The organism is Phenylobacterium sp. CCH9-H3 (assembly GCF_001557235.1).
Lineage (GTDB): Bacteria > Pseudomonadota > Alphaproteobacteria > Caulobacterales > Caulobacteraceae > Phenylobacterium.
This window is the reverse complement of the sequence record NZ_LSJI01000230.1, coordinates 1-24,749: the sequence shown is the minus strand read 5'-3', so window position 1 is coordinate 24,749 and position 24,749 is coordinate 1. Positions and strand designations below refer to the sequence as shown.

At 71.5% G+C, this 24,749-nt stretch carries 21 protein-coding genes and 1 tRNA gene; 10 read left to right on the top strand and 12 right to left on the bottom strand.

Annotated elements, in window-relative coordinates; all coding sequences use genetic code 11:
* From pgi to trxA, 8 genes are all read left to right on the top strand, one after another.
* Positions 1–1,617, top strand: a complete 1,617-nt coding sequence (gene pgi / locus AX721_RS20285; protein ID WP_068877792.1) for a glucose-6-phosphate isomerase — start codon at positions 1–3, stop codon at positions 1,615–1,617.
* A 37-nt stretch (positions 1,618–1,654) separates the two neighbouring features.
* Entirely contained in the window at positions 1,655–2,527 is an 873-nt protein-coding gene (locus AX721_RS20280) for a GNAT family N-acetyltransferase (protein ID WP_068877874.1), read from the top strand.
* Positions 2,524–2,967, top strand: a complete 444-nt coding sequence (tsaE, locus tag AX721_RS20275; RefSeq protein WP_068877791.1) for a tRNA (adenosine(37)-N6)-threonylcarbamoyltransferase complex ATPase subunit type 1 TsaE — start codon at positions 2,524–2,526, stop codon at positions 2,965–2,967. The genes AX721_RS20280 and tsaE overlap by 4 nt, the downstream gene beginning before the upstream one ends.
* Positions 2,951–4,045, top strand: coding sequence for an N-acetylmuramate/N-acetylglucosamine kinase AmgK (amgK, locus tag AX721_RS20270; RefSeq protein ID WP_068877790.1), 1,095 nt, complete (start codon positions 2,951–2,953; stop codon positions 4,043–4,045). Before tsaE ends, amgK begins: the two co-directional genes overlap by 17 nt.
* A complete protein-coding gene (locus AX721_RS20265; protein ID WP_082765779.1) occupies positions 4,042–4,773 on the top strand; it encodes a nucleotidyltransferase family protein in 732 nt (243 codons plus the stop codon). The genes amgK and AX721_RS20265 overlap by 4 nt, the downstream gene beginning before the upstream one ends.
* Positions 4,770–7,724 (top strand): double-strand break repair protein AddB, encoded by a 2,955-nt coding sequence (gene addB / locus AX721_RS20260; RefSeq protein ID WP_068877789.1) that lies wholly within the window; start codon positions 4,770–4,772, stop codon positions 7,722–7,724. Before AX721_RS20265 ends, addB begins: the two co-directional genes overlap by 4 nt.
* Positions 7,721–11,191, top strand: a complete 3,471-nt coding sequence (gene addA / locus AX721_RS20255) for a double-strand break repair helicase AddA (protein WP_068877788.1) — start codon at positions 7,721–7,723, stop codon at positions 11,189–11,191. The genes addB and addA overlap by 4 nt, the downstream gene beginning before the upstream one ends.
* Before the next feature lie 77 nt (positions 11,192–11,268).
* The gene (gene trxA, locus AX721_RS20250) at positions 11,269–11,598 is read left to right on the top strand and encodes a thioredoxin (protein ID WP_068877787.1); all 330 of its coding nucleotides are present in this window, start codon (positions 11,269–11,271) and stop codon (positions 11,596–11,598) included.
* 14 nt (positions 11,599–11,612) lie between these two features.
* Here trxA and AX721_RS20245 read toward each other — a convergent pair whose 3' ends face one another.
* From AX721_RS20245 to aroA, 12 genes are all read right to left on the bottom strand, one after another.
* Entirely contained in the window at positions 11,613–11,819 is a 207-nt protein-coding gene (locus AX721_RS20245; RefSeq protein WP_068877786.1) for a hypothetical protein, read from the bottom strand.
* A gap of 14 nt (positions 11,820–11,833) precedes the next feature.
* Entirely contained in the window at positions 11,834–13,195 is a 1,362-nt protein-coding gene (locus AX721_RS20240) for a folylpolyglutamate synthase/dihydrofolate synthase family protein (RefSeq protein WP_231733445.1), read from the bottom strand.
* The gene (gene accD / locus AX721_RS20235; RefSeq protein ID WP_068877785.1) at positions 13,170–14,090 is read right to left on the bottom strand and encodes an acetyl-CoA carboxylase, carboxyltransferase subunit beta; all 921 of its coding nucleotides are present in this window, start codon (positions 14,088–14,090) and stop codon (positions 13,170–13,172) included. The genes AX721_RS20240 and accD overlap by 26 nt, the downstream gene beginning before the upstream one ends.
* Positions 14,091–14,095: 5 nt before the next feature.
* Positions 14,096–14,929, bottom strand: a complete 834-nt coding sequence (gene trpA / locus AX721_RS20230) for a tryptophan synthase subunit alpha (protein ID WP_068877784.1) — start codon at positions 14,927–14,929, stop codon at positions 14,096–14,098.
* 13 nt (positions 14,930–14,942) lie between these two features.
* Positions 14,943–16,163 carry a tryptophan synthase subunit beta gene (gene trpB, locus AX721_RS20225; protein ID WP_068877783.1) on the bottom strand — a complete coding sequence of 407 codons (1,221 nt, stop codon included), beginning with the start codon at positions 16,161–16,163 and terminating at the stop codon, positions 14,943–14,945.
* A gap of 9 nt (positions 16,164–16,172) precedes the next feature.
* Positions 16,173–16,826, bottom strand: a complete 654-nt coding sequence (locus AX721_RS20220; RefSeq protein ID WP_068877782.1) for a phosphoribosylanthranilate isomerase — start codon at positions 16,824–16,826, stop codon at positions 16,173–16,175.
* Between the two features lie 34 nt (positions 16,827–16,860).
* Positions 16,861–17,277, bottom strand: coding sequence for a large-conductance mechanosensitive channel protein MscL (gene mscL, locus AX721_RS20215; RefSeq protein WP_068877781.1), 417 nt, complete (start codon positions 17,275–17,277; stop codon positions 16,861–16,863).
* 32 nt (positions 17,278–17,309) lie between these two features.
* Entirely contained in the window at positions 17,310–17,600 is a 291-nt protein-coding gene (locus AX721_RS20210) for an integration host factor subunit beta (protein WP_068877780.1), read from the bottom strand.
* A 150-nt stretch (positions 17,601–17,750) separates the two neighbouring features.
* Positions 17,751–19,706 carry a DUF3857 domain-containing protein gene (locus AX721_RS20205; protein ID WP_068877779.1) on the bottom strand — a complete coding sequence of 652 codons (1,956 nt, stop codon included), beginning with the start codon at positions 19,704–19,706 and terminating at the stop codon, positions 17,751–17,753.
* Positions 19,707–19,820: 114 nt separating this feature from the next.
* Positions 19,821–21,527: a 30S ribosomal protein S1 gene (gene rpsA / locus AX721_RS20200; RefSeq protein ID WP_068877778.1), complete on the bottom strand. Its 1,707-nt coding sequence runs from the start codon at positions 21,525–21,527 to the stop codon at positions 19,821–19,823.
* A 164-nt stretch (positions 21,528–21,691) separates the two neighbouring features.
* Positions 21,692–22,366 (bottom strand): (d)CMP kinase, encoded by a 675-nt coding sequence (gene cmk, locus AX721_RS20195; protein WP_068877777.1) that lies wholly within the window; start codon positions 22,364–22,366, stop codon positions 21,692–21,694.
* The gene (aroA, locus tag AX721_RS20190) at positions 22,366–23,709 is read right to left on the bottom strand and encodes a 3-phosphoshikimate 1-carboxyvinyltransferase (RefSeq protein WP_068877776.1); all 1,344 of its coding nucleotides are present in this window, start codon (positions 23,707–23,709) and stop codon (positions 22,366–22,368) included. Before aroA ends, cmk begins: the two co-directional genes overlap by 1 nt.
* Before the next feature lie 124 nt (positions 23,710–23,833).
* On the opposite strand from aroA, the gene AX721_RS20185 reads away from it, so the two are divergent.
* Positions 23,834–24,289 carry a TIGR02300 family protein gene (locus AX721_RS20185; RefSeq protein ID WP_068877775.1) on the top strand — a complete coding sequence of 152 codons (456 nt, stop codon included), beginning with the start codon at positions 23,834–23,836 and terminating at the stop codon, positions 24,287–24,289.
* Between the two features lie 116 nt (positions 24,290–24,405).
* Positions 24,406–24,481, top strand: a tRNA-Ala gene (locus tag AX721_RS20180).
* Positions 24,482–24,749: the final 268 nt, after the last annotated feature.

The following is a 24,749-nucleotide window of genomic DNA, read 5'->3' as shown; positions in this document are numbered from 1 at the left end:
TTGTCCAAGTCCGACGCCGCCTGGGCGGCCCTTTCCAAGGCCGCCGAGGCCGCGCGCGACCGGCGCATCGCAGGCCTGTTCGCGGCCGAGCCCGACCGGCTGGCGCGGCTGACCCTGTCCGCCGCGGGGCTCGAGCTGGACCTGTCGAAGCACCCTTGGTCGCTGGCCGATCTCGAGACGATGCTGTCCCTGGCCGAGGCGTCCGGGATCGAGGCCGCGCGGGGTCGCCTGTTCGCCGGGGAGATCGTCAACGCGTCCGAGGGCCGCCCGGCCCTGCACATGGCGTTGCGCGCGCCGCAGGGCGCGGACTTCCGGGCCGACGGCCAGCCGGTCTCCGCCGACGTGGAGACCACCCGGGCCGCCATGGCCGCTTTCGCCGACGCCGTCCGGTCGGGCGCGAAGACGGGCGCCACGGGCAAGCCATTCCGGGCCATCGTGCACATCGGCATCGGCGGCTCCGACCTGGGGCCGCGGCTGGTGTGGGAGGCGCTCAAGCCGCTGGATCCGCAGATCGAGCTGCGCTTCGTGGCCAACGTCGATCCGGCGGAGCTCGCCCAGGCGCTGACCGGGCTGGATCCCGCCGAGACGATGGTCGTCACCGCCTCCAAGACCTTCACCACCCTGGAGACCCTGACCAACGCCGAGGCCGCGCGCGCCTGGCTGCGCGACAGCCTGGGGACCGCCTCGGACAGCCACCTCGTGGCGGTTTCCGCCGCGCCCGACAAGGCGCAGGCCTTCGGCGTGCCGGCCGACCAGGTGTTCGGCTTCTGGGACTGGGTGGGCGGCCGCTATTCGATCTGGTCGTCGGTGGGCCTGTCCTGCGCCGTGGCCCTGGGCTACGACATCTTCGCCCGGATGCTGGCCGGCGCCCGGGCCATGGACGAGCACTTCCAGTCCGCGCCGCTGGCCGCCAACGCCCCCGTGCTGCTGGCCCTGGCCCACGTGTTCAACCGCAACGGCCTGGGCCGTTCGATCCGGGCGGTGGTGCCCTACGCCCAGCGCCTGCGCCTGTTCGCCGCCTTCCTGCAGCAGCTTGAGATGGAATCGAACGGCAAGCGGGTGACCGCGACCGGCCAGCCGGTGGCCCATCCCACCGCCGCCAGCGTGTTCGGCGATGCGGGCACCAACGGCCAGCACGCCTTCTTCCAGCTCCTGCACCAGGGCACCGACGTGGTCCCGGTGGACATCCTGGCGGTGGCCCAGGGCTCCGAGGGCGATCCGGCCGCCCAGACCAAGCTGCTGGCCAATGCGGTGGCCCAGGCCGAGGCGCTGCTGGTGGGTCGCACCGAGGCCGACGTCCGCGCCGAACTGACCGCCGCGGGCAAGTCCGCCGCCGAGATCGACGCCCTGGCGCCCCAGCGCACCTTCCCCGGCGACCGGCCCTCCAGCTTCATCCTGCTGGACCGGCTGGACCCGGAGCGGATGGGCGCCCTGGTCGCCCTCTACGAGCACAAGACCTTCGTCGAGGGCGTGCTGTGGGGGATCAACAGCTTCGACCAGTGGGGCGTGGAGCTGGGCAAGACCCTGGCGACCCGCGTGCTGGGCGAGCTTGAAGGCGGCCCCGCCGGGGCCCACGACCCCTCCACCGCCGCCCTGATCGCCCGGCTGCGCGCCTGACTTGCTCGCGCCGGGCGCAGCGGTCCATCCTGACGCGATGACGCTCGCCACCCCGGCCGGCGCGGTGCGCACTGCGGGCCGCCACGACCACATCGTCGATATCCTGATCGCCGAGCGGGCCCCGAAGCTGGCGGCCAGCCCGGTGTGGCCGGTGGCCCGGCCGCTGCTGTACGCCATGCTCGACTACGCCAAGGCCGTGCGCATGGCCGACGCCATCGCGCCCCTGCCCGGGCGCGCGGCCCTCGACCATGTGTCCGACCTGCTGGCGCTGAAGGTCTCGGCCCGGGGTCTCGAGCGGACGCCGGCCACGGGACGCTGTGTGGTGGTCTGCAACCATCCCACCGGAATCGCCGACGGGGTCGCGGTGTTCGACGCCCTGAAAGCGCTGCGGCCCGACATCTGTTTCTACGCCAACAGCGACGCCCACCGGGTCGCGCCGCGCTTCGACGAGGTGCTGATCCCGGTGGAATGGGTCGAGGCCAAGCGCACCCGCGAGCGGATGCGCGCCACCCTGGTCCAGACCCGGGAGGCCATGGCCGCCGAACGCTGCCTGGTGATCTTTCCCGCCGGCCGCCTGGCGCGCAAACAGGCCGACGGCTCGCTGGCCGATCCGGAGTGGATGGCCTCGGCGGTTTCGATCGCGGCGCGGCACGAGGCGCCGATCGTGCCGGTCCACCTGAGCGGGCCCTGGTCGGCGATGTTCCACTTCTTCCACGGGCTCTCGCACGAGCTGCGGGACATCACCCTCTTCCACGAGCTGCTGAACAAGCGCGGCCGCGGCTTCCAGCTCATCGTCGGCCAGCCGATTCCGCCGTCGGCGCTGGACGGCGACGCCGCCACGGTCACGGGGCGGCTGAAGACCTATGTGGAGCGCGAACTGCCGGCTGATCCGGACCTGGCGTTCGCATGAACCTGCCGGACGAGGCGGCCACCGCGCGCCTGGGCGCGGCCATCGCGGCGGCCCTGCGGTCGGGCGAGGCGGTGTGCCTGTCGGGCCCTCTCGGCGCGGGCAAGTCCACCCTGGCGCGGGCCCTGGTGCGGGCCCTGACCACGCCGGACGAGGAGGTGCCTTCGCCCACCTTCACCCTCGTGCAGTTCTACGAAGGCCCCCGCCTGCCGGTCGCCCATTTCGACCTTTATCGCCTCAGCGATCCGGACGAGGCCTACGAGATCGGCCTGGACGAGGCGCTGGACGCCGGCGCGGCGGTGATCGAATGGCCGCAGCGGCTGGAGGGCCGGCTGCCCCCCGACCGACTCGACGTAGAGATCGAACTGACCGAAGACGCAGGCGCGCGCCGCGCGCGGCTCACCCCGCACGGCGCCTGGGAAGGACGTGGACTTGAGCTCTGAGCGCGAGGCGGAAAAGGCGGCGTTCCTGCAGGCCGCCGGCCTGGGGTCGGTGCGGCGCGAACCGCTGACCGGCGACGCCTCCACGCGGCGCTACGAGCGGCTGCATCTGGCCGACCGCACGCTCATCTTCATGGACCAGCCGCCGTCGGTGGAAACCTCGCCCTGCCCCCCGGGGGCCACGCCCGAGGAGCGCCAAACCCTGGGCTACAACGCCCTTGCCCGGCTGGCGGCGGGCCGCGTCGACGCCTTCATCGCCACGGCCGGCTGGCTGCGCGAACAGGGCCTCTCGGCGCCTGCGATCCTGCATGCCGACGCCGCCCGCGGCCTGGCCGTGCTGGAGGACCTGGGCGACGACCTCTATGCCCGCCTGATCGAACAGGGGCAGGACGAGGCGCCGCTCTACGACGACGCCATCAGCGCCCTGGTCCGCATGCACCAGGTCGAGCCGCCGCCTGTGCTGACCTATGACGGCGCCGCCTGGCCGTTGCTGACCTACGACGACCTGGCGCTGAAGACCGGCGGCGAGATCATCCTGGAGTGGCTGCCCAAGCTGAAGCCGGAGCTGTCATTCGACGCCGAGGCGGCCGCGGCGTGGGAGGCGATCTGGGCGCCCATCCGCCGGCGGGGCGAGGACGGCGCCCGGGTGTTCTGCCACCGGGACTACCACGCCGAAAACCTCATCTGGCTTCCGGTCCGCGAGGGCGCGGCCCGCGTGGGCCTGCTGGACTTCCAGGACGCGCTGAAGGCCCATCCGGCCTGGGACATGTCCATGCTGCTGCACGACGCGCGCCGGGACGTGTCGGCCGATCTCGAGGCGCGGTCGCTCGCCCGCTATTTCGCCCTGCGGCCGGACCTGGATCGCGCGCAGTTCCTGGCCGACTATCACGCCCTGGGCGCGCTCAACGTCTCGCGGATCATCGGAATCTTCGCCCGGCTGGTGACACGCGACGCAAAGCCCCGCTACGCCGCCTTCATGCCGCGCCTGTGGACCTATCTGGATCGCTGCCTGGCCGACCCGGAGCTCGCTGGACTGAAGGCCTGGTTCGACCGCCATGTGCCGGCGGGATCACGCACATGAGCCCGGGCCCGAAGACCGCCATGGTGCTGGCCGCGGGGCTGGGCACCCGGATGCGCCCGCTGACCGACACCATGCCCAAGGCCCTGGTTCCGGTGGCCGGCAAGGCGCTGATCGACCACGTGCTGGACCGGCTTCGCGACGCGGGGGTCGAGCGGGCGGTGGTGAACGTCCACCACTTCGCCGACCAGATGGAAGCCCACTTGGCGGGCCGCCGGGACCTTGAGATCCTGATCTCCGACGAGCGCGCCGCCCTGCTGGATTCCGGCGGCGGCATCCGGCATGCGGCGGACAAGCTGGGCCGCGAGCCGATCTTCGTCGCCAATATCGACAGCCTCTGGATCGAGGGCCGCACGCCGGCGCTGGAGACGCTGAAGCAGGCGTGGGACCCGGCGGCCATGGACATCCTGCTGCTGCTGGTGAAACGGGGCCAGGGGATCGGCTTCGAGGGCCCGCAGGGCTTCTTCCGCGACGAGGCGGGGCGGCTGACCCATTCGACCGCGGCGGCGCCGCCCACGCCGTTCGCCAACATCGGCTTCGCGATCCTCAAGCCCGAGCTTCTGGACGACCAGCCGGACGCGGCCTTTTCCATCATCCCCCTCTGGCATCGGCTGCAGGCGGAAGGCCGGCTCTACGGCGTGCCCATGGACGCCTTCTGGATGCACGTGGGCGACCCGGCGGCGCGCGACCAGGCCGAAGCCCGGATCCTGGGCGAAGCCCCGCTCTCATGACCGCGGCCTTCTTCGAGCAGTCGGGCTCGCGCTGGTTCAACATCCCGGCGCACCGGCCGTTCGCGGAAGACCTGGCGCAGGGCCTCTACGACGCGCTGGCGCCGCGGGGGCCGGAGGCCCTGGCCGACGCGGTGGTCCTCACCCCGACCCGCCGCGGGGCCCGCGCGCTCGCCGACGCCTTCATCAAGGCCTCGGGCGGCCAGGCCGTGCTGCCGCCGCAGATGCGGCCCCTGGGCGACCTGGAGGCCGGCGAGCCGCCCTTCGAGCCGGGGGATCTGGCGCTGGACCTGCCCGCGGCGATCGACCCGCTGCGCCGGCGTTTCGAGCTCACCCGGCTGGTCTCGGAGCTCTCGGAGCACATTCCGGGGGGCCTGGTCAGCGCCGGTGCGGCCCTGGAGCTGGCCGACGCCCTGGGGGGCTTCCTGGACGGTCTGCAGATCGAGGAGGTCGATGTCGGCGACCGCCTGGCCAGCCTAGTGGGCGCGGAACTGGCCGAGCACTGGGAGGTCTCCCGCACCTTCCTGGAGAAGGCGCTGGCGCTGTGGCCCGAACGCCTGCGGGCCCTGGGCGTGGCCGACGTGAGCGAGCGGCGCGTGCGCCTGCTGCGCCGCCTCGCCGAGGTCTGGACGCAGTCGCCGCCGAAGGGCGTGCTGGTGGCGGCCGGCTCCACTGGCACCGCGCCCGCGACCCGCGCCCTCATGATCGCCGTGGCCGCCGCGCCGAGGGGGGCCGTGGTGCTGCCGGGCCTGGATCAGGACCTCGCCGACAAGGCCTGGGCCAAGGTGGACGTGCAGCATCCCCAGGGCGCGCTGAAGCGCCTGCTGGACGAGGCCCGGGTCGGCAAGCGCGACGTCTCGCTGTGGCCGGCCTCGATCCGCGCCGAGAGCGCCGGACGCTGGCGGCGCCGGATCGTCAACGAGGCGCTGCGTCCGGCCGAGGAGACCGCCGACTGGCTGGCGGTGATCGCGGGCCTGAGGGCCGAGCATCCCGACGCCATCGCCGAAGGCCTCGCGGGCCTGTCGCTGGTCAACGCCCGGACCGAGGAGGAGGCGGCCACCGCCACCGCGCTCCTGCTGCGCGAGGCGCTGGAGACGCCCGGGCGGACGGCGGCGCTGGTCACCCCGGACCAGGTGCTGGCGCGGCGGGTGACCGCCCGCCTGGCGCGCTGGGGCGTGGTCCCGGACTCCTCGGCAGGCGAGAGCCTGGCGGGAAGCCGCTGCGGCGTGCTGGCCGCACTGGCAGCCCGGGCCGCGGTGGACCCGACGGATCCGGTCACCTTGCTGGGCCTGCTGAAGCACCCGTTCACCCGGCTGGGCGACAGCGCGGCCCTGGAGCGCGCCGCGCTGCGTGGGCCACGGGCGCGGGACTGGGACGAGCTGAGGGCCAAGGCCGGGAACGCCGCGCCGCTCGCGGCGCGCCTGCAGGCCGTCGTGGCGGGCCTGGCGTGGGACGACGACGCCGAGAGCCCCGCCCTGGCCGCCCGGCGCACCGTGGAGGCGATGGAAGCCCTGGCCGCGGACGAGGCGGGGAGCACGGGCGAGCTCTGGGCCGGGCACGGCGGCGAGGCCATGGCGCGGCTGCTGGGCGCCCTGGTGCGCGAGGGGGACGCCCTGCCCCGGGTCACGCCGCGCCAGTTCGCGGACCTGCTGCAGCGGCTGATGGACGGCGAGACGGTGCGCAGCGGCGGGGCCACCCATCCGCGCCTGCGCATCCTGGGCGCCATTGAGGCCCGGCTGGTGCGCGCGGACCGGCTGGTGGTGGCGGGCCTTGAGGAAGGCGTGTGGCCCGGCGGCGCGCCGCTGGATCCGTTCCTGTCGCGACCTATGCGGGAGATGCTGGGCCTGCCCTCGCCCGAGCGGCGGATCGGCCTGGCGGCCCACGACTTCGCGCAGGCCGCCTGCGCGCCCGAGGTGATCCTGCTGCACACCGAGCGCCGGGAGGGCGCGCCCGCAGTCAAGTCGCGGTGGCTGTGGCGGCTGGAGACCCTGGCGCGCGGCGCCGGGCTGGCCATACCCGGTCATACCGAGGTGCTGGCCTGGGCGCGGGCCCTGGACGCGCCCGGCGGCTACGACCCGGTGAAACGGCCGGCGCCCGTTCCGCCCGTGGCGCATCGCCCCCGCGAACTGGCGGTCACCCGGGTGGAGAGCCTGACGCGAGATCCGTACGCCGTCTGGGCGCGCGACATCCTGCGGCTCTATCCGCTGGACCGGCCGGACGAACAGGCCGACGCCCGCGCCCGGGGGACGGCGATCCACGCGGCCTTCGAGCGCTTCGCCGAAACCTATCCGGGCGAGCTGCCCGCCGACGCGGCGGCGACGTTCCAGGCGCTCTACCTGGAAGAACTGCTGAAGGCCGGGCTGCCGCACGAGGCCATGGCCCGCGAGGCCGCCCTGGCGGCCGAGGCCGCCGCCTGGGTCGCCGACCTGGAGCGGGAGCGGCGGGACGGCCGGCAGATCACCGTCGAGCTGAAGGGGGAGCGGACCATCCAGGCGCCGGCCGGGCCGTTCAAGGTCACCGCCCGCGCCGACCGGATCGAGGTCACCGCCGACGGCCATGGCCACATCCTGGACTACAAGACCGGCAAGGCGCCGTCGAAGAAGGAGGTGCAGACCGGCTTCTCGCCCCAGCTCACCCTGACGGCGGCGATCCTGGAGGCGGGCGGCTTCCCGGACCTCGGCCCGCTGAAGCCCGGCGACCTGACCTATCTGGAGATCACCGGCCGCAAGCCCGCCGGAAAGGTCGAGACCCGCGCCGCAGCGGGGGACGAGAGCGCCGAGGCCGCGGCCCGGGCCCTGGAGGGGCTGCACAAACTGGTCGGCCGCTTCGACGACCCGGCCCAGCCCTACCTCTCCCGCGTGGCGCCCCAGTTCGTGAAGGCGCGGATGAGCGACTACGACCACCTGGCGCGGGTGTTCGAATGGTCCACCAGCGGCGAGGAGGGCGAGGAATGAGCCTCGACCTGAAGGACCGCGCCGTCGATCCGCAGAAGCTGGCCGCCGACCCCGGCCTGTCGGCGTTCGTGACCGCCAACGCCGGCTCGGGGAAGACCAAGACCCTGATCGACCGGGTGGCGCGCCTGCTGCTGGCGGGCGCCGAGCCCGAGACCATTCTCTGCGTCACCTACACCAAGGCCGCGGCGGCCGAGATGCAGCGGCGCCTGTTCCAGGTGCTGGGCGACTGGTCCGTGCTGCCGGACGCCGAGCTCGCCGGGAAGCTCGCGGCCCTGCAGGATCGCCCGTTCGACGACCTGTCCCGCGCCCGCAGCCTGTTCGCCCGGGCCCTGGAGACGCCGGGCGGGCTGAAGATCCAGACTATCCACGCCTTCTGCGAGAAGCTGTTGCGGCGCTTTCCGCTGGAGGCGGGGATCTCGCCCGGTTTCCGGGTGATGGACGATGCGGCCTCGGCGGCGGTGGCCCAGGCGGCGCGCAAGCTGGTGGCCGAGATGTCGATGAAGGGCGGGCCGTTGGGGGACGCCTATGCCGCCATGTCGGTGCAGCTCGACTTCCAGAGCTTCCACGCCATGTTCGCCGACTTCGAGGCGCGGCGCGCGGCGCTGCAGAGCTTCTTCGACGGCCAGGGCGGGTTCGACGGCGCCGTCGGCTGGGTCTGGCGGGCGGTGGACGTGCCGCGTGGCTCCGACCCGGAGGCCCTGGCGGCCGAGGCCATGTTGCGGATGGACCGGGAGCTGTGGCGCGGCGCGGCCGAAGTGCTGCGGCTGGGCGGGGTGACCGACCAGAAGTGCGCCGCGCAGATGGCCGCCGTGGCCGACGACCCGGCGGCGACCTTCGACCAGGCGCTGGCCGTGCTCTTCACCGAGCGGGGCGAGGGCGATGCGGTCAAATGGGTCGGGAAGACCAGCGGTCTGAAGGCGCACGAGGGGCTGCGGGTGCGGCTCCTGTCCGAACAGGCGCGGCTGCACGAGGCCCGGCAGCGCCGGCGCTCGGCCCAGATCGCCGCCGACACCGTCCATGTGCTGGTGCTCGCCTACGCCTACCTCGAGGCCTACAAGGCGGAGAAGCGGGCCGCCGGCGCGCTCGACTTCGCCGACCTGATCGAGAAGGCCTGCCACCTGCTGCGCGACCGGCCGGCGGCGGCCTGGGTGCTCTACAAACTGGACGGCGGGATCGACCACATCCTGGTGGACGAGGCCCAGGACACGGCGCCGGACCAGTGGACGATCGTCGACGCCCTGTCCGAGGAGTTCTTCGCCGGCGCGGGCGTGCAGGGCGAGAGCCGGCAGCGGCGGCTGTTCGTCGTGGGCGACGAGAAGCAGTCGATCTATTCGTTCCAGGGGGCGCAGCCCGAGCTGCTGCTGCGCAAGTTCGAGTTCCACCGGGACCGGGCGGTGGGCGCGGGCTATCGGTTCGAACGGGTGGACCTTCTGACCTCCTGGCGGTCGACGCCGCAGGTGCTGTCGTTCGTGGACGCGGTGTTCTCGCCGCCGGAGCTATCGAAGGCGATCCAGCCGCGGGAAACGCCCGAGGAGGTCAAGCACGAGCCGACGCGCCGGGACCTCGGCTGCGTCGACGTCTGGCCGCTGGAGGTGGACCGCAAGGGCGAGGAGCGGGAGGCCTGGGACGCGCCGCTGGACGCCGAGCCCGAGGACAGCGCCAACCGCCGCCTGGCCCGGCGGATCGCCACCGAGATCGGCGCCCTGATCGCCCGCGGGGACGCGGTCTACGACAAGGACCTGAAGGGCGAGCGCCCGGCGCATGCGGGGGACGTGCTGATCCTGGTGCGCCGCCGCCGGGCCCTGTTCGAGGAGATCCTGCGGGCGCTGAAGCATGCGGGGATCCCGGTGGCGGGGGCGGACCGGCTGGCGCTCAGCGAGCACATCGTGTTCGACGACCTGACAGCCCTGGCCAGGTTCCTGCTGTTCCCGGGCGACGAGCTGACCCTGGCGGCGCTGCTGAAGAGCCCGTTCTGCGGCCTGGGCGACGACAGCCTCTATGCGCTGGCCCACGGGCGGGGGAAGGAGCCGCTGTGGGACCGGCTGCAGCGGCGGGCGGGCGAACAGTCGGACTGGGGCGAGGCCTGCGCCTTCCTCACCCACGCCCTCGTCGAGGCCAGGGTGCGACAGCCGTTCGAGCTCTATGCGCGGCTGCTGGGCTACATCGACGCTGAGGGCCGCTCCATGCGCCAGCGGCTGCTGCGGCGGCTGGGGGCGGAGGCGGAGGACGCCCTGGACGAGTTCCTGAACCAGGTTCTGGCCGCCGAGGCGCGCGGGGTCCACGACCTGGAAAGCCTCGCCGCCGAACTGGCCGGCCTGGACATCACCGTGAAGCGGGAGATGGAGGCCGAGCGGCAGGAGGTGCGGGTCATGACCGCGCACGGGGCCAAAGGCCTGGAGGCGCCGATCGTCTTCCTGCCCGAGACCACCCTGACCCAGACCGCCCGCGGCTCGCCGCTGCTGCGGGTGCGGCACGACGGGGCGGACGGCTTCCTCTGGTGCGCGTCGTCGGCCCGGGACTGCGCGGCGACGGCGGGCGCACGGGAGCAGCGGGCGGCGCGGGAGGAGGCGGAGGCGTATCGGCTGCTGTACGTGGCCCTGACCCGCGCCCGCGACCGGCTGGTGCTGTGCGGCCGGGTGGCCGAGCGGACCGACCAGGCCAAGCTGCGCGGCTGGTGGGGCGCGATCCGCGACGCCCTGGCCCACGCCGACGTCGCCGAGGGCGTGCGGACGGCGCAGTCCGGCGACCTGACCTTCGACCGCTATGGCGCCGACCCGCGGCCGCTCGGGGGCCGTGCGGCCGCCGCGGTGGAAACCTCACCGCTCCCCGCCTGGGCCGCCGCCATGGCCGCGCCGGAGGCCTTTGCCCGCTACGCCTCGCCGTCGGACCTGGGCGAGGGCGCCGCCGTGCCCGCGCCCTCGCCGCTGGCGGCCGCGCAGGGGCTGGGGCGGTTCCGGCGGGGCGACCTGATCCACCGCCTGCTGCAGCTGCTGCCCGACCTGCCGCCGGCCGAGCGGGCGGCGGGGGCCGCAGCCTTGCTGGCGCGGGAGACCGACCTCACCGACGGCCAGCGCGCCGAGATGGCGGACGCGGCCCTGTCGGTGCTGAACGACGCCCGGTTCGCCGAGGTGTTCGGGCCCGGCTCGCGCGGGGAGATCGCCGTGGCCGGGACCGCGGCGGCCCTCCCGCCGGGCCTCAGGATTTCTGGCCGGATCGACCGCCTCGTCGTCCTGCCCGAGCGGGTGCTGGTGGTGGACTTCAAGACCAACCGCCCCTCGCCCGACGTCATCGAAGCGGCCGAACCGGCCTACCTGCGCCAGATGGCGCTCTATTCGGCGGTGCTGGCCGACATCTTCCCGGGCCGGCGCATCGAGGCCGCCATCGTGTGGACCGACGGCCCGAAGCTGATGCCGGTTCCAGAAAAGCTGGTGATCCAAACGCTTGCCGAGCTCCGCCGTGACGGTTGATACAGGGTCAGGGGCCGCCTACATCGCGGATCGAGAGGCCGTGGCGGCGCATTCCACCGCGGCATAGGAGTTTTAAGATGAGCACCGTGAAGGTCACCGACGACACCTTCCAGACCGACGTCCTGGGGTCCGAAACCCCCGTGCTGGTCGACTTCTGGGCCGAATGGTGCGGCCCCTGCAAGCAGATCGCCCCCGCCCTGGAGCAGCTCTCGGAAGAGCTGGCCGGCAAGGTGACCATCGCCAAGCTGGATATCGAGCAGAGCCCGACCACCCCCTCGCGCTATGGCGTCCGCGGCATCCCCACCATGATGCTGTTCAAGGGCGGCCAGATGGCCTCGATGAAGGTCGGCGCCATGCCCAAGCAGAAGATCCTCGAGTGGCTGGCCGAGGCCGGCGTCGCGGCCTGATTTGACTGTTCTCGTCAGTCGCCGCTGCGCTTCGGCCGGCGGCGGCTGACGATGTAGTTCACGATCCGGCTGACGATCAGCCAGCCGATGAGCCAGCCGATCAACACGGTGGACGTTGGCCCGTAGATGCTGGTGAGCGCGAACAGCACCACCAGGGCCACGGCCAGGGTGACCAGCCACGGGATCGGCAGCGCCAGGCGCCAGGTGCGCTTTCCGAACATCGAAGAAAACCTCTCTAGGTCGGCCAGGTCTCGGGGCTCATGGCCAGGACCTCGCCGGCGAAATGCAACCCGCCGCAGATCAGGACGTGGGGGGCGGGGCCGTCGGTTTCCAGGGCCCGGGCGACCGCGTCGGAGACGTTGGCTGAGGTCTCAGGCGCCAGGCCCGCCCGCACGCCGGCCTCGACCAGGTCGTCTGTCGTGGCGGCGATGGGGCTGTCGAAGCCGGTGACGATCACCCGGGGCCGCATCTCGGCGAAGGGCCGGAAGAAGCCTTCGGCGTCCTTGCGGGCGAACATGCCGGTCACCAGCACCAGGGGCCGCGGGTCGCGGTCGATCAGCCGGCTCGCCGCCTCGGCCAGGGCCCGGCCCGCGTGGGGGTTGTGGCCGCCGTCCAGCCAGAGATCCGCCCCGCGCGCCCTCGCCAGCTCGGCCAGCGGGCCGGCGGTCAGGCGCTGCATGCGGGCCGGCCAGACGGTCGAGGTCAGGCCCCGTCCCAGGTCCTCGTCGCTGAGCTCGCGGTCGAAGGTCAGGGCCGCGGCGACGGCCAGGCCCGCGTTGGCGAACTGGTAGCCGCCGAACAGGCTGGGCGCCGGCAGGTCCAGGAGCCGTTCGGGCATCTGCACCAGCAGGCGGCCGCGCTCCTCCCAGGCGTCGAAATCGCGGCCCATCAGCAGCATAGGGGCCATGCGGTCGTCAGCCTCGCGCTCGATCATCTCCAGCGCCTCGTCCGGCTGGCGGGCGACCACCACCGGGCGGCCGTGCTTGATGATCCCGGCTTTTTCCCAGGCGATCTTGGGCAGGCCCGGGCCCAGCATCTCCAGGTGGTCGTAGTCGACGGGGGTGATGACGCTGACCGCCGGGGCGTCGAAGACGTTGGTGGCGTCGAACCGCCCGCCCAGCCCGACCTCGACGATGCAGAGGTCGGCCGGCGTCTCGGCGAAGGCCAGGAGCGCGAGCACCGTGGTGATCTCGAAGAAGCTGATCGGCTCGCCGGCGTTGGCGGCCTCCAGCCGGTCGGTGAGGTCGGTGAGCTGGGCGTCGGTGATCAGCCTGCCGGCGAGGCGGATCCGCTCGGCGAACCGCACCAGGTGCGGCGAGGTCAGGGCATGGACCCGCAGGCCCGCGGCCTCGGCGATGGCGCGCAGGTAGGCGACCGTCGAGCCCTTGCCGTTGGTGCCGGCCACATGGATCACCGGCGGCAGCTTGCGGTGCGGGTCACCCACGGCCGCCAGGAGCCGCTCGACCCGGCCGGTCGACAGATCGATCAGCGTCGGGTGGTTGGCGCGCAGCCGCTGGATCACCGCGTCGGAGGCGCGGATCGGGTCATGACCTGGGTCGAAGTTGGTCAGCTCAGGCGGCGGAGGAAAGGCGCTCACGCCCCATCATAAGGGTCTTCAGGATGGAACTCAGCTTTTCCGGAAGATCGGCGCGCTTCACCACCTGATCGACCATTCCGCGCTCCATCAGGAACTCCGAGCGCTGGAATCCGGGCGGCAGGGTTTCGCGGATGGTCTGCTCGATCACGCGCCGTCCCGAGAAGCCGATGGTGGCGTTGGGTTCGGCCAGGTGGATGTCGCCCAGCATGGCGTAGGAGGCGGTGACGCCGCCCGTGGTCGGGTCGGTCAGCACCACGATGTAGGGCAGGCCGGCGCTCTTCACCTCGTTCAGCGCCAGGGTGGTGCGGGCCATCTGCATCAGGGACAGCGTCCCCTCCTGCATCCGCGCGCCGCCCGAGGCGGTGAAGATCACCAGGGGAACCTCGCGCTTCACGGCCTCCTTGGCCGCCACCACGAACGTCTCGCCCGCGGCCATGCCGAGAGAGCCGCCCATGAAGGCGAAGTCCTGGACGATCACCACGGCCGGCTGACCCAGGATGTGGCCGTAGCCGACGGCCATGGAATCCTGCTCGCCGGTGGCCTTGCGGGCGGCCTTCAGGCGCTCGGGGTAGGGCTTGTCGTCCGGGAACTGCAGCGGATCGTCCGCCACGATCGGCGTCGCGATGCGCTCGTACTTGGCGTCGTCGAACGTGTAGTCCAGGCGCAGCTTGGAGCCGATGCGCATGTGGTTGCCCGACGGCGTGACCCACATGGCGGCCTCGAGGTCGGGCCGATACAGCATCTCGCCCGTATCGGGGTCCTTGACCCACAGGTTCTCGGGCGTGTCCTTCTTGGTGAAGCCGCGGACGCCGGGCGCGATCCGCGAAAGCCAGCCTCGGCGCCGTTCGGCCGGCGGACGGCCCGGTTTGTCGTTACGCTGTTCAGCCATCGCCATGGTTTTCAGACCGCCGTGAGGCCCCGACGCGCGAAGCGCACAGCCTTAGCTAGAGAATCCACTTTGGAAAGAACTCGCCGGGTCACGTCTTCGTTCAAATCCACTGCTTCGGCCACTTCGTCCACAAGGGCGGATCCCACGACCACGGCGTCAGCGACCTGGGCTATAGCCGAAGCGCGCTCCGGTGTCTTGATGCCGAAGCCTACCGCGACCGGCAGGCCCGCAGCCTTCCGGATCCGCTCGACGTTCGGCGCCACGGCGGCCGCGTCGGCTTCCTTGACCCCGGTCACCCCGGCCACCGAGACGTAGTAGACGAAGCCGGAGGCGCGGCGGATCACCGTGGGCAGGCGCTTGTCGTCCGTGGTGGGCGTCGTCAGGAAGATCAGCGCCAGGCCATTGGCCTCCAGCGCGTCCGCGAGCGGGTCGGCCTCTTCCGGCGGGCAGTCGACGACGATCACCCCGTCCACGCCGGCGGCCGCCGCGTCGCGGGCGAAGGCCTCGAAGCCCCAGGTCACCAGGGGGTTCATGTAGCCCATCAGGATCACGGGCGTCGCCTGGTCGTCCGCGCGGAAGCTGCGGATGAGGTCCAGCGTGCCGGTCAGCGTCATGCCCTTGGCCAAGGCGCGCTGCGCCGCCCGCTGGATCGGCGGGCCTTCCGCCATGGGGTCCGAGAACGGGAAGCCCACCTCGATGAGGTCGGCGCCGGCCTGCGGCAGGCCCTTGAGGATCGCGAGCGCTGTCGCCGCGTCCGGGTCCCCAGCCATCACATAGGGGACGAAGGCGGCCCGGCCCTCGGCCTTCAGGGCCGCGAACCGCGCGTCGATACGGGTCTTGGTCAAAGTCCGGCGTCCCTCAGATCTGGCGGCCAAGGTGCGCGGCCACCGTGCCCACGTCCTTGTCGCCGCGCCCCGACAGGTTCAGGACGACGATGCCGTCCTTGCCCACGTCGCGCGCCACGTCCCCGATCCGGGCCAGGGCGTGGGCCGACTCGATGGCCGGCAGGATGCCCTCCAGCTTCGAGAGCAGCATGAAGGCGTTCAGGGACTCCGCATCGGTGGCGGTGAGGTAGGTCGCCCGGCCCACGTCGTGCAGCCAGGAGTGCTCCGGCCCGATGCCGGGATAGTCGAGGCCGGCCGAGATCGAATGGGCCTCGGTGATCTGCCCCTCTCGGTCCTGGAGCAGGTAGGTCATGTTGCCGTGCAGGACGCCGGGGCGGCCGCCGTTAATGGCGGCGGCGTGGCGGTCGGTGTCCATGCCCTCGCCCGCGGCCTCGACGCCGATCAGCTTCACGCCCTCGTCGTTGAGGAACGGGTGGAAGATGCCGATGGCGTTGGAGCCGCCGCCCACGCAGGCGACCACGGCGTCGGGAAGGCGGCCCTCCGCCTCGACGATCTGTTCGCGAACCTCGCGGCCGATCACCGCCTGGAAGTCGCGGACCATCTCCGGATAGGGGTGCATGCCGGCGGCGGTGCCGATCAGGTAGTAGGTGTCGTGGACGTTGGTGACCCAGTCGCGCAGGGCCTCGTTCATGGCGTCCTTGAGCGTGGCCGAGCCGGAGGTCACCGGCCGGACTTCCGCGCCCAGCAGGTTCATCCGGAACACGTTCGGCTTCTGCCGCTCCACATCGACTGCGCCCATGTACACGACGCAGGGCAGGCCGAAGCGGGCGCAGACTGTGGCGGTGGCGACGCCGTGCTGGCCGGCGCCGGTCTCGGCGATGATCCGCGTCTTGCCCATCCGCATGGCCAGCAGGATCTGGCCCATGCAGTTGTTGATCTTGTGCGAGCCGGTGTGGTTCAGCTCCTCGCGCTTCAGATAGATCTTGGCCCCGCCGAAATGCTCGGTCAGCCGCGCAGCGAAATAGAGCGGGCTGGGGCGGCCGACATAGTGCGTCAGGTAGCCGGACAGCTCGGCCTGGAACGCCGGATCGGCCTTGGCCGCCGCATAGGCCGCGTCCAGGTCGTGGACCAGCGGCATCAGGGTCTCGGGGACATACTGGCCGCCGTAGTCGCCGAAACGCCCCTTGGCGTCGGGATAGGCGGTGTAGTCGTTGGGTCGGGCTGGGGCGTCCAAGGCAGGCCTCTACGCGCGGCGAACAGCGTCGAGGAACGCCGTGATCAAGGCCGGGTCCTTTAGTCCCGGACCGCGTTCCACGCCAGAGGAAACGTCCACCAGCGGGGCCTGGGACGCGCCGATCGCGCCCGACACGTTCCACGGATCGAGGCCGCCGGCCAGAAACCACGGCCGCTGGAAGCGACGGCCCTGAAGCAGCGTCCAGTCGAAGGCGACACCCAGCCCCCCCGGCCGGTCGGCGTCCTTGGGGGGCTTGGTCTCGAACATCAGGTGCTCGACCAGCGGTTCGTACGCCGCCGCAGCGGCGAAGTCCGACGGCTCCGAGACCGGCACGACCTTGACGATTCCGCGGCCCGACCGCTGCGCCACCTCGCGCACGCGGGCCGGCGTTTCCTTGCCGTGGAGCTGGATGAGGTCGGGGTCGAGGCCCGCCACGATGGCGTCGATCTCGTTGTCGGACGGGTCGACCACGACCGCCACGATCTTCACCCCGCGCGCACGCGCCGGGGGCGCCAGCCGCGCCGCCGCCTCGGGGGCAATGTTGCGCGGGCTCCTCGGGAAGAACATGAAGCCCAGATAGGCCGCATCGCCGTCCACGACGGCGCGGACCGCCTCGGGGGTCGATACTCCGCAGATCTTCGCCTTGGCTGCCATGAGCCGGATTAGGGGCGCCGAGGCGCCCGGCGCAAGGCCCCGGTCAGGCTCGCGTCTTCAAGAGGTCGCGGATCTCGGCGAGCAGGGCCTCCTGCGGCGTCGGGGCGGGCGGCGCTTCGGGCGGCTTGGCGGCCTCCTGGCGGCGCAGCGAATTGACCGCCTTCACCAGCAGGAACACCACCCAGGCGACGATCAGGAACTTGATGCCGGCGTTGATCAGGGCGCCGTACTGGATCGCCACCAGTTCACTCACTTCGGTGGCCGGATCGTCCGGCTTCAGCACGACCGCCAGCCTGGAGAAGTCCACGCCGGAGGTGAGCAGGCCGATCGGAGGCATCACCACCTGGTCCACCAGGACCTTGACGATGTCGTTGAAGGCCGCGCCGATGATCACGCCCACCGCCAGATCGACGACATTGCCGCGGTGTATGAACTCGCGGAATTCCGAGAACACGCCCATCAGACCCTCCCATACGAGGGCCTGACCGGATTTCAGCCCTCGTCGTCGGCGTTCAGCCGTTCGCGCAGCTCCTTGCCGCTCTTGAAGAAGGGGACGTGTTTGGCGCGGACGTCAACCGGCTCGCCCGTCCGGGGGTTGCGGCCGGCGCGGGCGTCGCGCGAGCGGACCGAAAGGGCGCCGAAGCCGCGCAGTTCGACGCGGCCGCCCTCTTCCAGGGCCTCGATCATGCGTTCCAGGATCACGCCCACCACACGCTCGATGTCGCGTTGCGTGAGATGCGGGTTTTCCTCCGCAAGTTTCGCGATCAGCTCGGACTTGATCATACGCGCCCCTCGAACCGGCGCGACCATGGCGGACCCCGACACGGGGATCAAGGCGCAAAACGCGTGTTTACTGTACTCCAAGGCCAAGCTTGGCGGCCGGCGCGGCGACACAACTCCTGGACGGCGCCCCTTGCTTACGCGACTCCGCGCCTAGAGGGGCGCGCGGATCAGGCTGTCCTCGCCGGCGATCCGCCGAAGCGTGCGGGTGGCGGCCTCGGCGTCGGCTGCCGAAATCTCAGGCGCCAGCGAGCGCATGTCGGTCGTAAAGCGGGCGACGCCGCCCGTGATCGCCGAGCCGCGGCTGAGCTCCATGGGCCCGATGGTCTCCTTCCCGCTGGGCCCGCGCACGGTGAAGCCCTTTCCCCCGCCCGGCAGCACCACCTCGGTGGTCGAGCGGACGTAGATCGGGAACGGCACGGCATAGGGCGCGTCGCGGTTCGGCCCAGGTTCCCGGCGCGGGAAGCCCGGCGCGCTCGTGGTGGACGCCGTCACCTTGTACTCGAGCATCCCGAGGTCCGGGTTCTTGCGCCAGTCCAGGTCGGCCATGCCCGCCATGCGCACCTCGAAGGCGTCGTTGTCCACGTCGTCCTTCCACTCCACTTTCTCGACCTCGACCCAGCTCATGTTGCCCGACATCTGCTGGCGGAAGTTGCGCTCCAGGTCGGCGCGCGGGACCGCCGCCACCATCTGGCGCAGCCCGTTGGCCGCATCGCCGCGGAAGCGGCTGACCATTTCCATGGGCGCCGGCGCGTCCAGGCCCTTGGAGGCGTCGAAGCGCGTGGTCGCCTCCACGAACGGCTCGCTGAGCGGCGGGACCACGATCTCGACCAGGTCGGCCCCCTCCGCGCGGACCGGCAGGGCCCAGCGGTGCGGCGGCGGGCGCAGGGCGTCCAGGCCGCTGCGGTCGCCGGTCCGCGTGCCGTCCAGCCAGTAGGTCTTGCCCTCGATCTCGGTCCGCACGATCACATGGTTGAACGCCGCCAGCGACGGCAGCCGCTCGTTCATCCCGTCGCCGCCGCCCAGGCTGACCAGGGCCGGTTCGGCGGGGACCTTGAGCTCCGCCAGGATGGCCAGGAGCAGGGCCGTTTTGCCCTTGCAGTCGCCGAACTTCCGCCGCCAGGTCTCGTCGGCCGAGGCCGGAACATAGCCGCCGTCGCCGATCCCGATGAAGAAGTAGCGGGTCTTCTCCTCCACCAGCCGCAGGGCCTCGAAGGCGCGGACCTTGGGATCGGCGGATCTGGCCGCGATGGCGTCGATCTCGGCGCGCAGGTCCGAACCTTGGGAGATGACCGCGGCCCGGGCGTACAGCGGCGCCATGATGCGCGAGATCTCGTTCCAGCTCTCGAAGCTGGAGGTCTCCATGAAGCCCAGGCGGCGGAAGCGGGGCGGCGCGCCGACCGGCGGCTTGGGCGCCTGGACGCCCGCCGCGTCCAGCACGAGGTAGGTCCAGTCGCCGTCCTGGGTCAGCTTCGGCTCGCCGAAGCCCTCGGTGGTGCGGTAGCGGATCGGCGCGCCCGTCGGCCACGACAGCCGCACGCGGTAACGGCTGGCGACGCCCGGAAAGGCGAGGCCCTCCATGTCGTACGAGCGATTGCCCGCCACGGGGTCGCGGCCCGAATGGGTCCAGGAGGCATCCAGGATGTCGCCCACCTGCAGGCCTTCGATCTGCTGGGTGGCGCTCATCCGGCCATCCAGCATGGCCTTCTCCAGGTCCTGTTCCCGGCGCAGGACCAGCATCTGCCGCCCCTTGCCCAGCAGGTCGATGGCGCGGCCGCCGCGCAGGATGCGCAGGGTGTGGATCGTCACCACCTCATCCTGCGGATCCCAGGTGACGCCGAAGGTGGTCAGGGCCGGCAGGCCCTCGGCCTTCAGCACCTTGCGAACGCGCCGGTTGTAGTAGGTGTCGCCCTCCGGCGTCAGGCGGCTCTGGTTGTCGTCCAGCAGGGTCTGGACGGCGGGCGCGCCCTCGGCGGGCGGTGGTTCGGGCACGGGCGCCACGTCCACCCACCTGGGCGGCGGACCGAAGACCGGCTTGGGCGCGGCGATCGCGGGGACGGAGAGCAGCAGGGCCGCGGCGAGGCCGGCGGCGATACGGGCGAAACGCACTTTTGAGGCGACCCTTCGAAAACCAGGGACGCACGATAGAGCGAGCGCCCCGAAACGAAAACGGCGGACCGGTTTCCCGATCCGCCGCTCGTGGTTCAAACCCTCAGGCCTGAACTATTCCTTCTGGGCCTTCTCGCGGAGAGCCGCGCCCAGGATGTCGCCCAGCGAGGCGCCGGAGTCCGACGAGCCGAACTGCTCGATGGCTTCCTTTTCTTCCGCCATCTCCAGGGCCTTCACCGACAGCGAGATGCGGCGGGCGGCCTTGTCGACGTTGGTGACCTGGGCGTCCAGGCGGTCGCCGACGGCGAAACGCTCGGGGCGCTGGTCGGCGCGGTCGCGGGAGAGGTCCGACTTGCGGATGAAGGCCGTCATCGGGGCTTCCTCGTCGCCGAACTTCACCTCGATGCCGCCCGAGGTGATCTCGGTGACGGTGCAGGTGACGGTCTGGCCCTTGCGGAAGGTGTCGCCTTGCAGCGGGTCACCCGACAGTTGCTTGATGCCGAGCGAGATACGCTCCTTCTCGACGTCCACGTCCAGGACGCGGGCCTTCACGGTCTCGCCCTTCTGGTACTTGGCGATGGCTTCCTCGCCGGGCGTGGCCCAGTCCAGGTCGCTCAGGTGCACCATGCCGTCGATGTCGTTTTCCAGGCCGATGAACAGGCCGAACTCGGTGGCGTTCTTGACCTCGCCTTCGACGACCGTGCCGATCGGGTGGGCGGCGATGAAGGCCTCCCACGGATTGGCCAGGGCCTGCTTGAGGCCCAGGGAGACGCGGCGCTTGGACGGATCGACGTCGAGCACGACCACGTCGACTTCCTGCGAGGTCGAGACGATCTTGCCGGGGTGGACGTTCTTCTTGGTCCACGACATTTCCGACACGTGCACCAGGCCCTCGACGCCGGCTTCCAGCTCCACGAAGGCGCCGTAGTCGGTGATGTTGGTGATGCGGCCGGTGAACTTCGCGCCCACCGGGTACTTGGCTTCCACGCCGTCCCACGGGTCGGACTGGAGCTGCTTCATGCCGAGCGAGATGCGCTGGGTGTCCGGGTTGATCTTGACGATCTGGACCTTCACCGTGTCGCCGACCGCGAGCACCTGGCTCGGGTGGTTGACGCGCTTCCAGCTCATGTCGGTGACGTGCAGCAGGCCGTCGATGCCGCCCAGGTCCACGAACGCGCCGTAGTCGGTGATGTTCTTGACCACGCCTTCGCGGACTTCACCCTCTTGCAGCTGGCTGACCAGCTCGGTGCGCTGCTCGGCGCGGGCTTCTTCCAGGATGGCGCGGCGCGAGACGACGATGTTGCCGCGCGGGCGGTCCATCTTGAGGATGGCGAACGGCTGCTCGCGGCCCATCAGCGGGCCGACGTCGCGCACCGGGCGGATGTCGACCTGCGAACCCGGCAGGAACGCCGAGGCGCCGCCCAGGTCGACGGTGAAGCCGCCCTTCACGCGGCCGACGATGACGCCCATCACCGGCTCGTTCTTCTCGTAGACGCCTTCCAGGCGCGTCCAGGCTTCCTCGCGGCGGGCCTTTTCGCGGCTGATGACCGCCTCGCCCATGGCGTTCTCGACGCGCTCCAGGAACACCTCGACGGTGTCGCCGGCCTTCAGCGCCGGACGGCCTTCGTCCATGCCGAATTCCTTCAGCGGAACGCGGCCTTCGGTCTTCAGACCGACGTCGATGATGGCGAAGTCCTTCTCGACGGCCACCACGAGACCGTGGACCACTTGGCCTTCCATGAAGTCGCGCCCGCCGAGGGACTCGTCGAGCAGCGCGGCGAAGTCGTCGCGCGAGGGGTTGAGGCTCAGATCGTCAGCCATGTGTACTTTCGTCTTCAAATGACCAATGGGCCCGCACACCGGATGGTGTCGGACGGAATCCCGCTGGTCGGGTTAAGGGTTGCAACCGAAGGCGCGAAGCGGACCCCGCGCCGTGAAATTCGCCCGCAGCCGTACGAGGGAAAGGCGCGGTTGGATTTGTCCGGCTAGTCGGCCGGCTGACCGGCTTCCCAGCGGACGCGCGCCGCCTCGACGATACGGCGGGCCGCATCGGCGGCCTGCTCTATAGTCATTTGCGTCGTATCGAGCAAGGTCGCGTCGGGCGCGGCCACCATGGGCGCGGCGTCGCGGCCGCCGTCGCGGGCGTCGCGCTTGCGGATGTCGGTGAGCACGTCCTCGTACGACACCTCCTCGCCCTGGCCGAAGAGCTGCTTCCAGCGCCGCTCCGCCCGCACCTCGGGCGTGGCGGTGACGAACAGCTTGGCCGGCGCCTCGGGGCAGATCACGGTGCCGATGTCGCGGCCGTCCAGAACCGCCCCGCCCTCCTGGCGCGCGAAGGTGCGCTGGAAGTCCAGCAGGGCGTCGCGCACCCGCCGGTGCACCGCCACCCGGCTGGCCAACTCGCCCGCCGCGCGGGTTCGCAGCTGCGGGTCGCCCAGCAGGTCCGAGGTGAGCGTCACCGCCGCCGCCGCCGCCGCGCCCTCGTCGTCCAGCGACAGCCCGGCCCGGTCCATCAGCACGCCCACGGCCCGGTACAGCAGCCCGGTGTCCAGCACGGGCAGGGCCAGGTCCTGCGCCAGCCGCGCCGCGATCGTGCCCTTGCCCGACGCCGCCGGCCCGTCGACCGCGACGATGAACGTCCCCCGCACCGGCTTACCCATCAGGCCGCCGCCGGCTGGTCTTCGCCGATCTCCGCGCCCAGGCCGCGCATCATCTGGACGAAGCCGGGGAAGCTGGTGGCGATCATGCCGGGCTCGTCCACGGTCACCGGCTCCTCCGCCGCCAGCCCCAGGATCAGGTGCGACATGGCGATCCGGTGGTCGCCGTGGGTGGTCACGCCCGCGCCGCCGGCCACGAGGTGGTTGCCGCGCTTGGCGCCGACGACGGTGAGGGCCTCGGGCTCCTCCTCGACGCCGATGCCGCAGGCGGCCAGGCCGGCGGCCATCAGCGCGATCCGGTCGCTCTCCTTCACCCGCATCTCGCCGATGCCGCGCATGACGGTCTTGCCCGAGGCGAACGCCGCGGCCACCGCCAGGATCGGGTATTCGTCGATCATCGACGGCGCGCGCTCGGGCGGCACCTCCACGCCTTCCAGCTCGGAGTGCCGCGCGGTGACGTCGGCGACGGTCTCGCCGCCCTCGTCCCGCACATTCGTCACCGAGATGTCGGCGCCCATGTCGCCCAGCGTCTCCAAGAGGCCGATGCGCAACGGGTTCAACAGCATCCCCTGCACGGTCACCTCGGACCCCGGCGTCACCAGGGCCGCCACCAGCGGGAAGGCCGCCGAGGACGGGTCGCCCGGCACATGGATGCGGGTCCCGCGCAGCGTCTGGCCGCCGGGCAGAAGGATATGGCGCCCGACGCCGGCCTCGCGCACCTCGATCTCGGCGCCGAAGCCCCGCAGCATGCGCTCGGTATGGTCGCGGGTGGCCTCGGGCTCGATGACCTCGGCGCCGCCGTCGGCGTGCAGGCCGGCCAGCAGCACCGCCGACTTCACCTGCGCCGAGGGCTCGGGCAGGGTGTAGGCGATACGGCGCAGGTTCCCGCCCTTCAGCGTCAGAGGCAGCCGCCCGCCCTGGCGGCAGATCCAGCTCGCCCCCATCTCGCCCAGCGGCTTCAGCACGCGGTTCATCGGCCGCCCGCGCAGCGAGGCGTCCCCGGTGAAGGTGGCCGCCATGTCGAAGCCCGCCGCCGCGCCCATGATCAGGCGCACGCCGGTGCCTGCGTTGCCGCAGTCGATCACGTCGGCGGCCTCGGAGAAGCCGCCGCGGCCCTCCACGCGCCACTTGCCGTCGCCGAGGCGCTCCACGCCGGCGCCGAACGCCGCCATGGCCGCGGCCGTGCGCTTGACGTCGTCGCCTTCGAGCAGGCCCTCGATCTCGGTGAGGCCCGTGGCCAGGGCGCCCAGGATGAGCGCGCGATGGCTGATGGATTTGTCCCCCGGAGCACGCACCACGCCCTTTAAGGGGCCTGCGCGCCTGGCGGTCAGGTTCGCCGCCGTCATGTGTCGAAAACTCGCCTCCGAATGTGGGGTCTGGTCGTGCGGGGGATTGCTTTGACAGCCGTCCCCCTGCGTGGCAAGGGACGCCGCCTTATCGCAAAATCGCTATTTATGAGGGTCGCCGCCTTTGGCCAATCCCGAGCTGGGCACCAAGCAAATCTGCCCCAACTGCCAGGCTAAGTTCTACGATCTGAACAAGCGTCCCGCGCACTGCCCAAAGTGCCAGACCGAGTTCGATCCCGACGAAGCCGTGCGCAACCGCCGCGTTCGCGCCCGCACCATCGTGCCTGAAGACGATCAGGTCGAAGATCAGGTCGCCGAGAAGGAAGCCGACGAGGACGAAGAAGAGGAAGAGGCGGTCACGCCCGAACTCGACGAAGTCGCCGACGAGCCGCCGCTGGTCACCGACGACGACGACGCCGACGAACCGGCGCCGGTGTCCGAGGACCTCGGTGAGTTCACCGACGAGGACGAGGTCGAGGAAGACGACGCCGACGTTCCGTTCCTCGAGGACGAGGACGAGGACGACTTCGACGAATCCGAGATCGAGGGCCTTCCGGACGAGGGGGACGACGACCGGTAGGGACCCCTCCGGCGCCTGCGACGAAAAAAGCCTGAAAGCGGGCTTGATCGCGGGAACCGGTTTGAATAGGTTCCGCGCCTTCCCGGGGGGCCAGCCTCCCGGGAAGACCCGACCTCGGGGCTATAGCTCAGTTGGTAGAGCGCTTGAATGGCATTCAAGAGGTCAGCGGTTCGACTCCGCTTAGCTCCACCACGGAGGCCCCCAGTAACCCACTGGGGGCCTTCACCATTTTCAGGCAAGCGCCTGAGCGCGCATACCAATCCTACGAAAGCCGAGCCGGGCTGGGTACCACCGGGGTACCACTTGCAGTCTGCCACTGCCCGGCGTTTCGCCGCGTTCCACGCAGCGTCAGGTGTTTCGCCGGCGCCACGCCAAAGACTGGCCTGCCCGAAGCGCAGCCTGGCGGAAGGGGGGTAAGGTTACGTATCGACGGACGATCGTGATCGCGGCGATGATGTCG

What these genes read in the sequence shown, in the direction of transcription:
- AX721_RS20280 (WP_068877874.1), top strand. Translation starts at nt 1,655, where the DNA reads ATGACGCTCGCCACCCCGGCCGGCGCGGTGCGCACTGCGGGCCGCCAC.
- tsaE (WP_068877791.1), top strand. Translation starts at nt 2,524, where the DNA reads ATGAACCTGCCGGACGAGGCGGCCACCGCGCGCCTGGGCGCGGCCATC.
- AX721_RS20265 (WP_082765779.1), top strand. Translation starts at nt 4,042, where the DNA reads ATGAGCCCGGGCCCGAAGACCGCCATGGTGCTGGCCGCGGGGCTGGGC.
- addB (WP_068877789.1), top strand. Translation starts at nt 4,770, where the DNA reads ATGACCGCGGCCTTCTTCGAGCAGTCGGGCTCGCGCTGGTTCAACATC.
- addA (WP_068877788.1), top strand. Translation starts at nt 7,721, where the DNA reads ATGAGCCTCGACCTGAAGGACCGCGCCGTCGATCCGCAGAAGCTGGCC.
- trxA (WP_068877787.1), top strand. Translation starts at nt 11,269, where the DNA reads ATGAGCACCGTGAAGGTCACCGACGACACCTTCCAGACCGACGTCCTG.
- AX721_RS20245 (WP_068877786.1), bottom strand. Translation starts at nt 11,819, where the DNA reads ATGTTCGGAAAGCGCACCTGGCGCCTGGCGCTGCCGATCCCGTGGCTG.
- accD (WP_068877785.1), bottom strand. Translation starts at nt 14,090, where the DNA reads ATGGCGATGGCTGAACAGCGTAACGACAAACCGGGCCGTCCGCCGGCC.
- mscL (WP_068877781.1), bottom strand. Translation starts at nt 17,277, where the DNA reads ATGGGCGTGTTCTCGGAATTCCGCGAGTTCATACACCGCGGCAATGTC.
- AX721_RS20210 (WP_068877780.1), bottom strand. Translation starts at nt 17,600, where the DNA reads ATGATCAAGTCCGAGCTGATCGCGAAACTTGCGGAGGAAAACCCGCAT.
- rpsA (WP_068877778.1), bottom strand. Translation starts at nt 21,527, where the DNA reads ATGGCTGACGATCTGAGCCTCAACCCCTCGCGCGACGACTTCGCCGCG.
- cmk (WP_068877777.1), bottom strand. Translation starts at nt 22,366, where the DNA reads ATGGGTAAGCCGGTGCGGGGGACGTTCATCGTCGCGGTCGACGGGCCG.
- aroA (WP_068877776.1), bottom strand. Translation starts at nt 23,709, where the DNA reads ATGACGGCGGCGAACCTGACCGCCAGGCGCGCAGGCCCCTTAAAGGGC.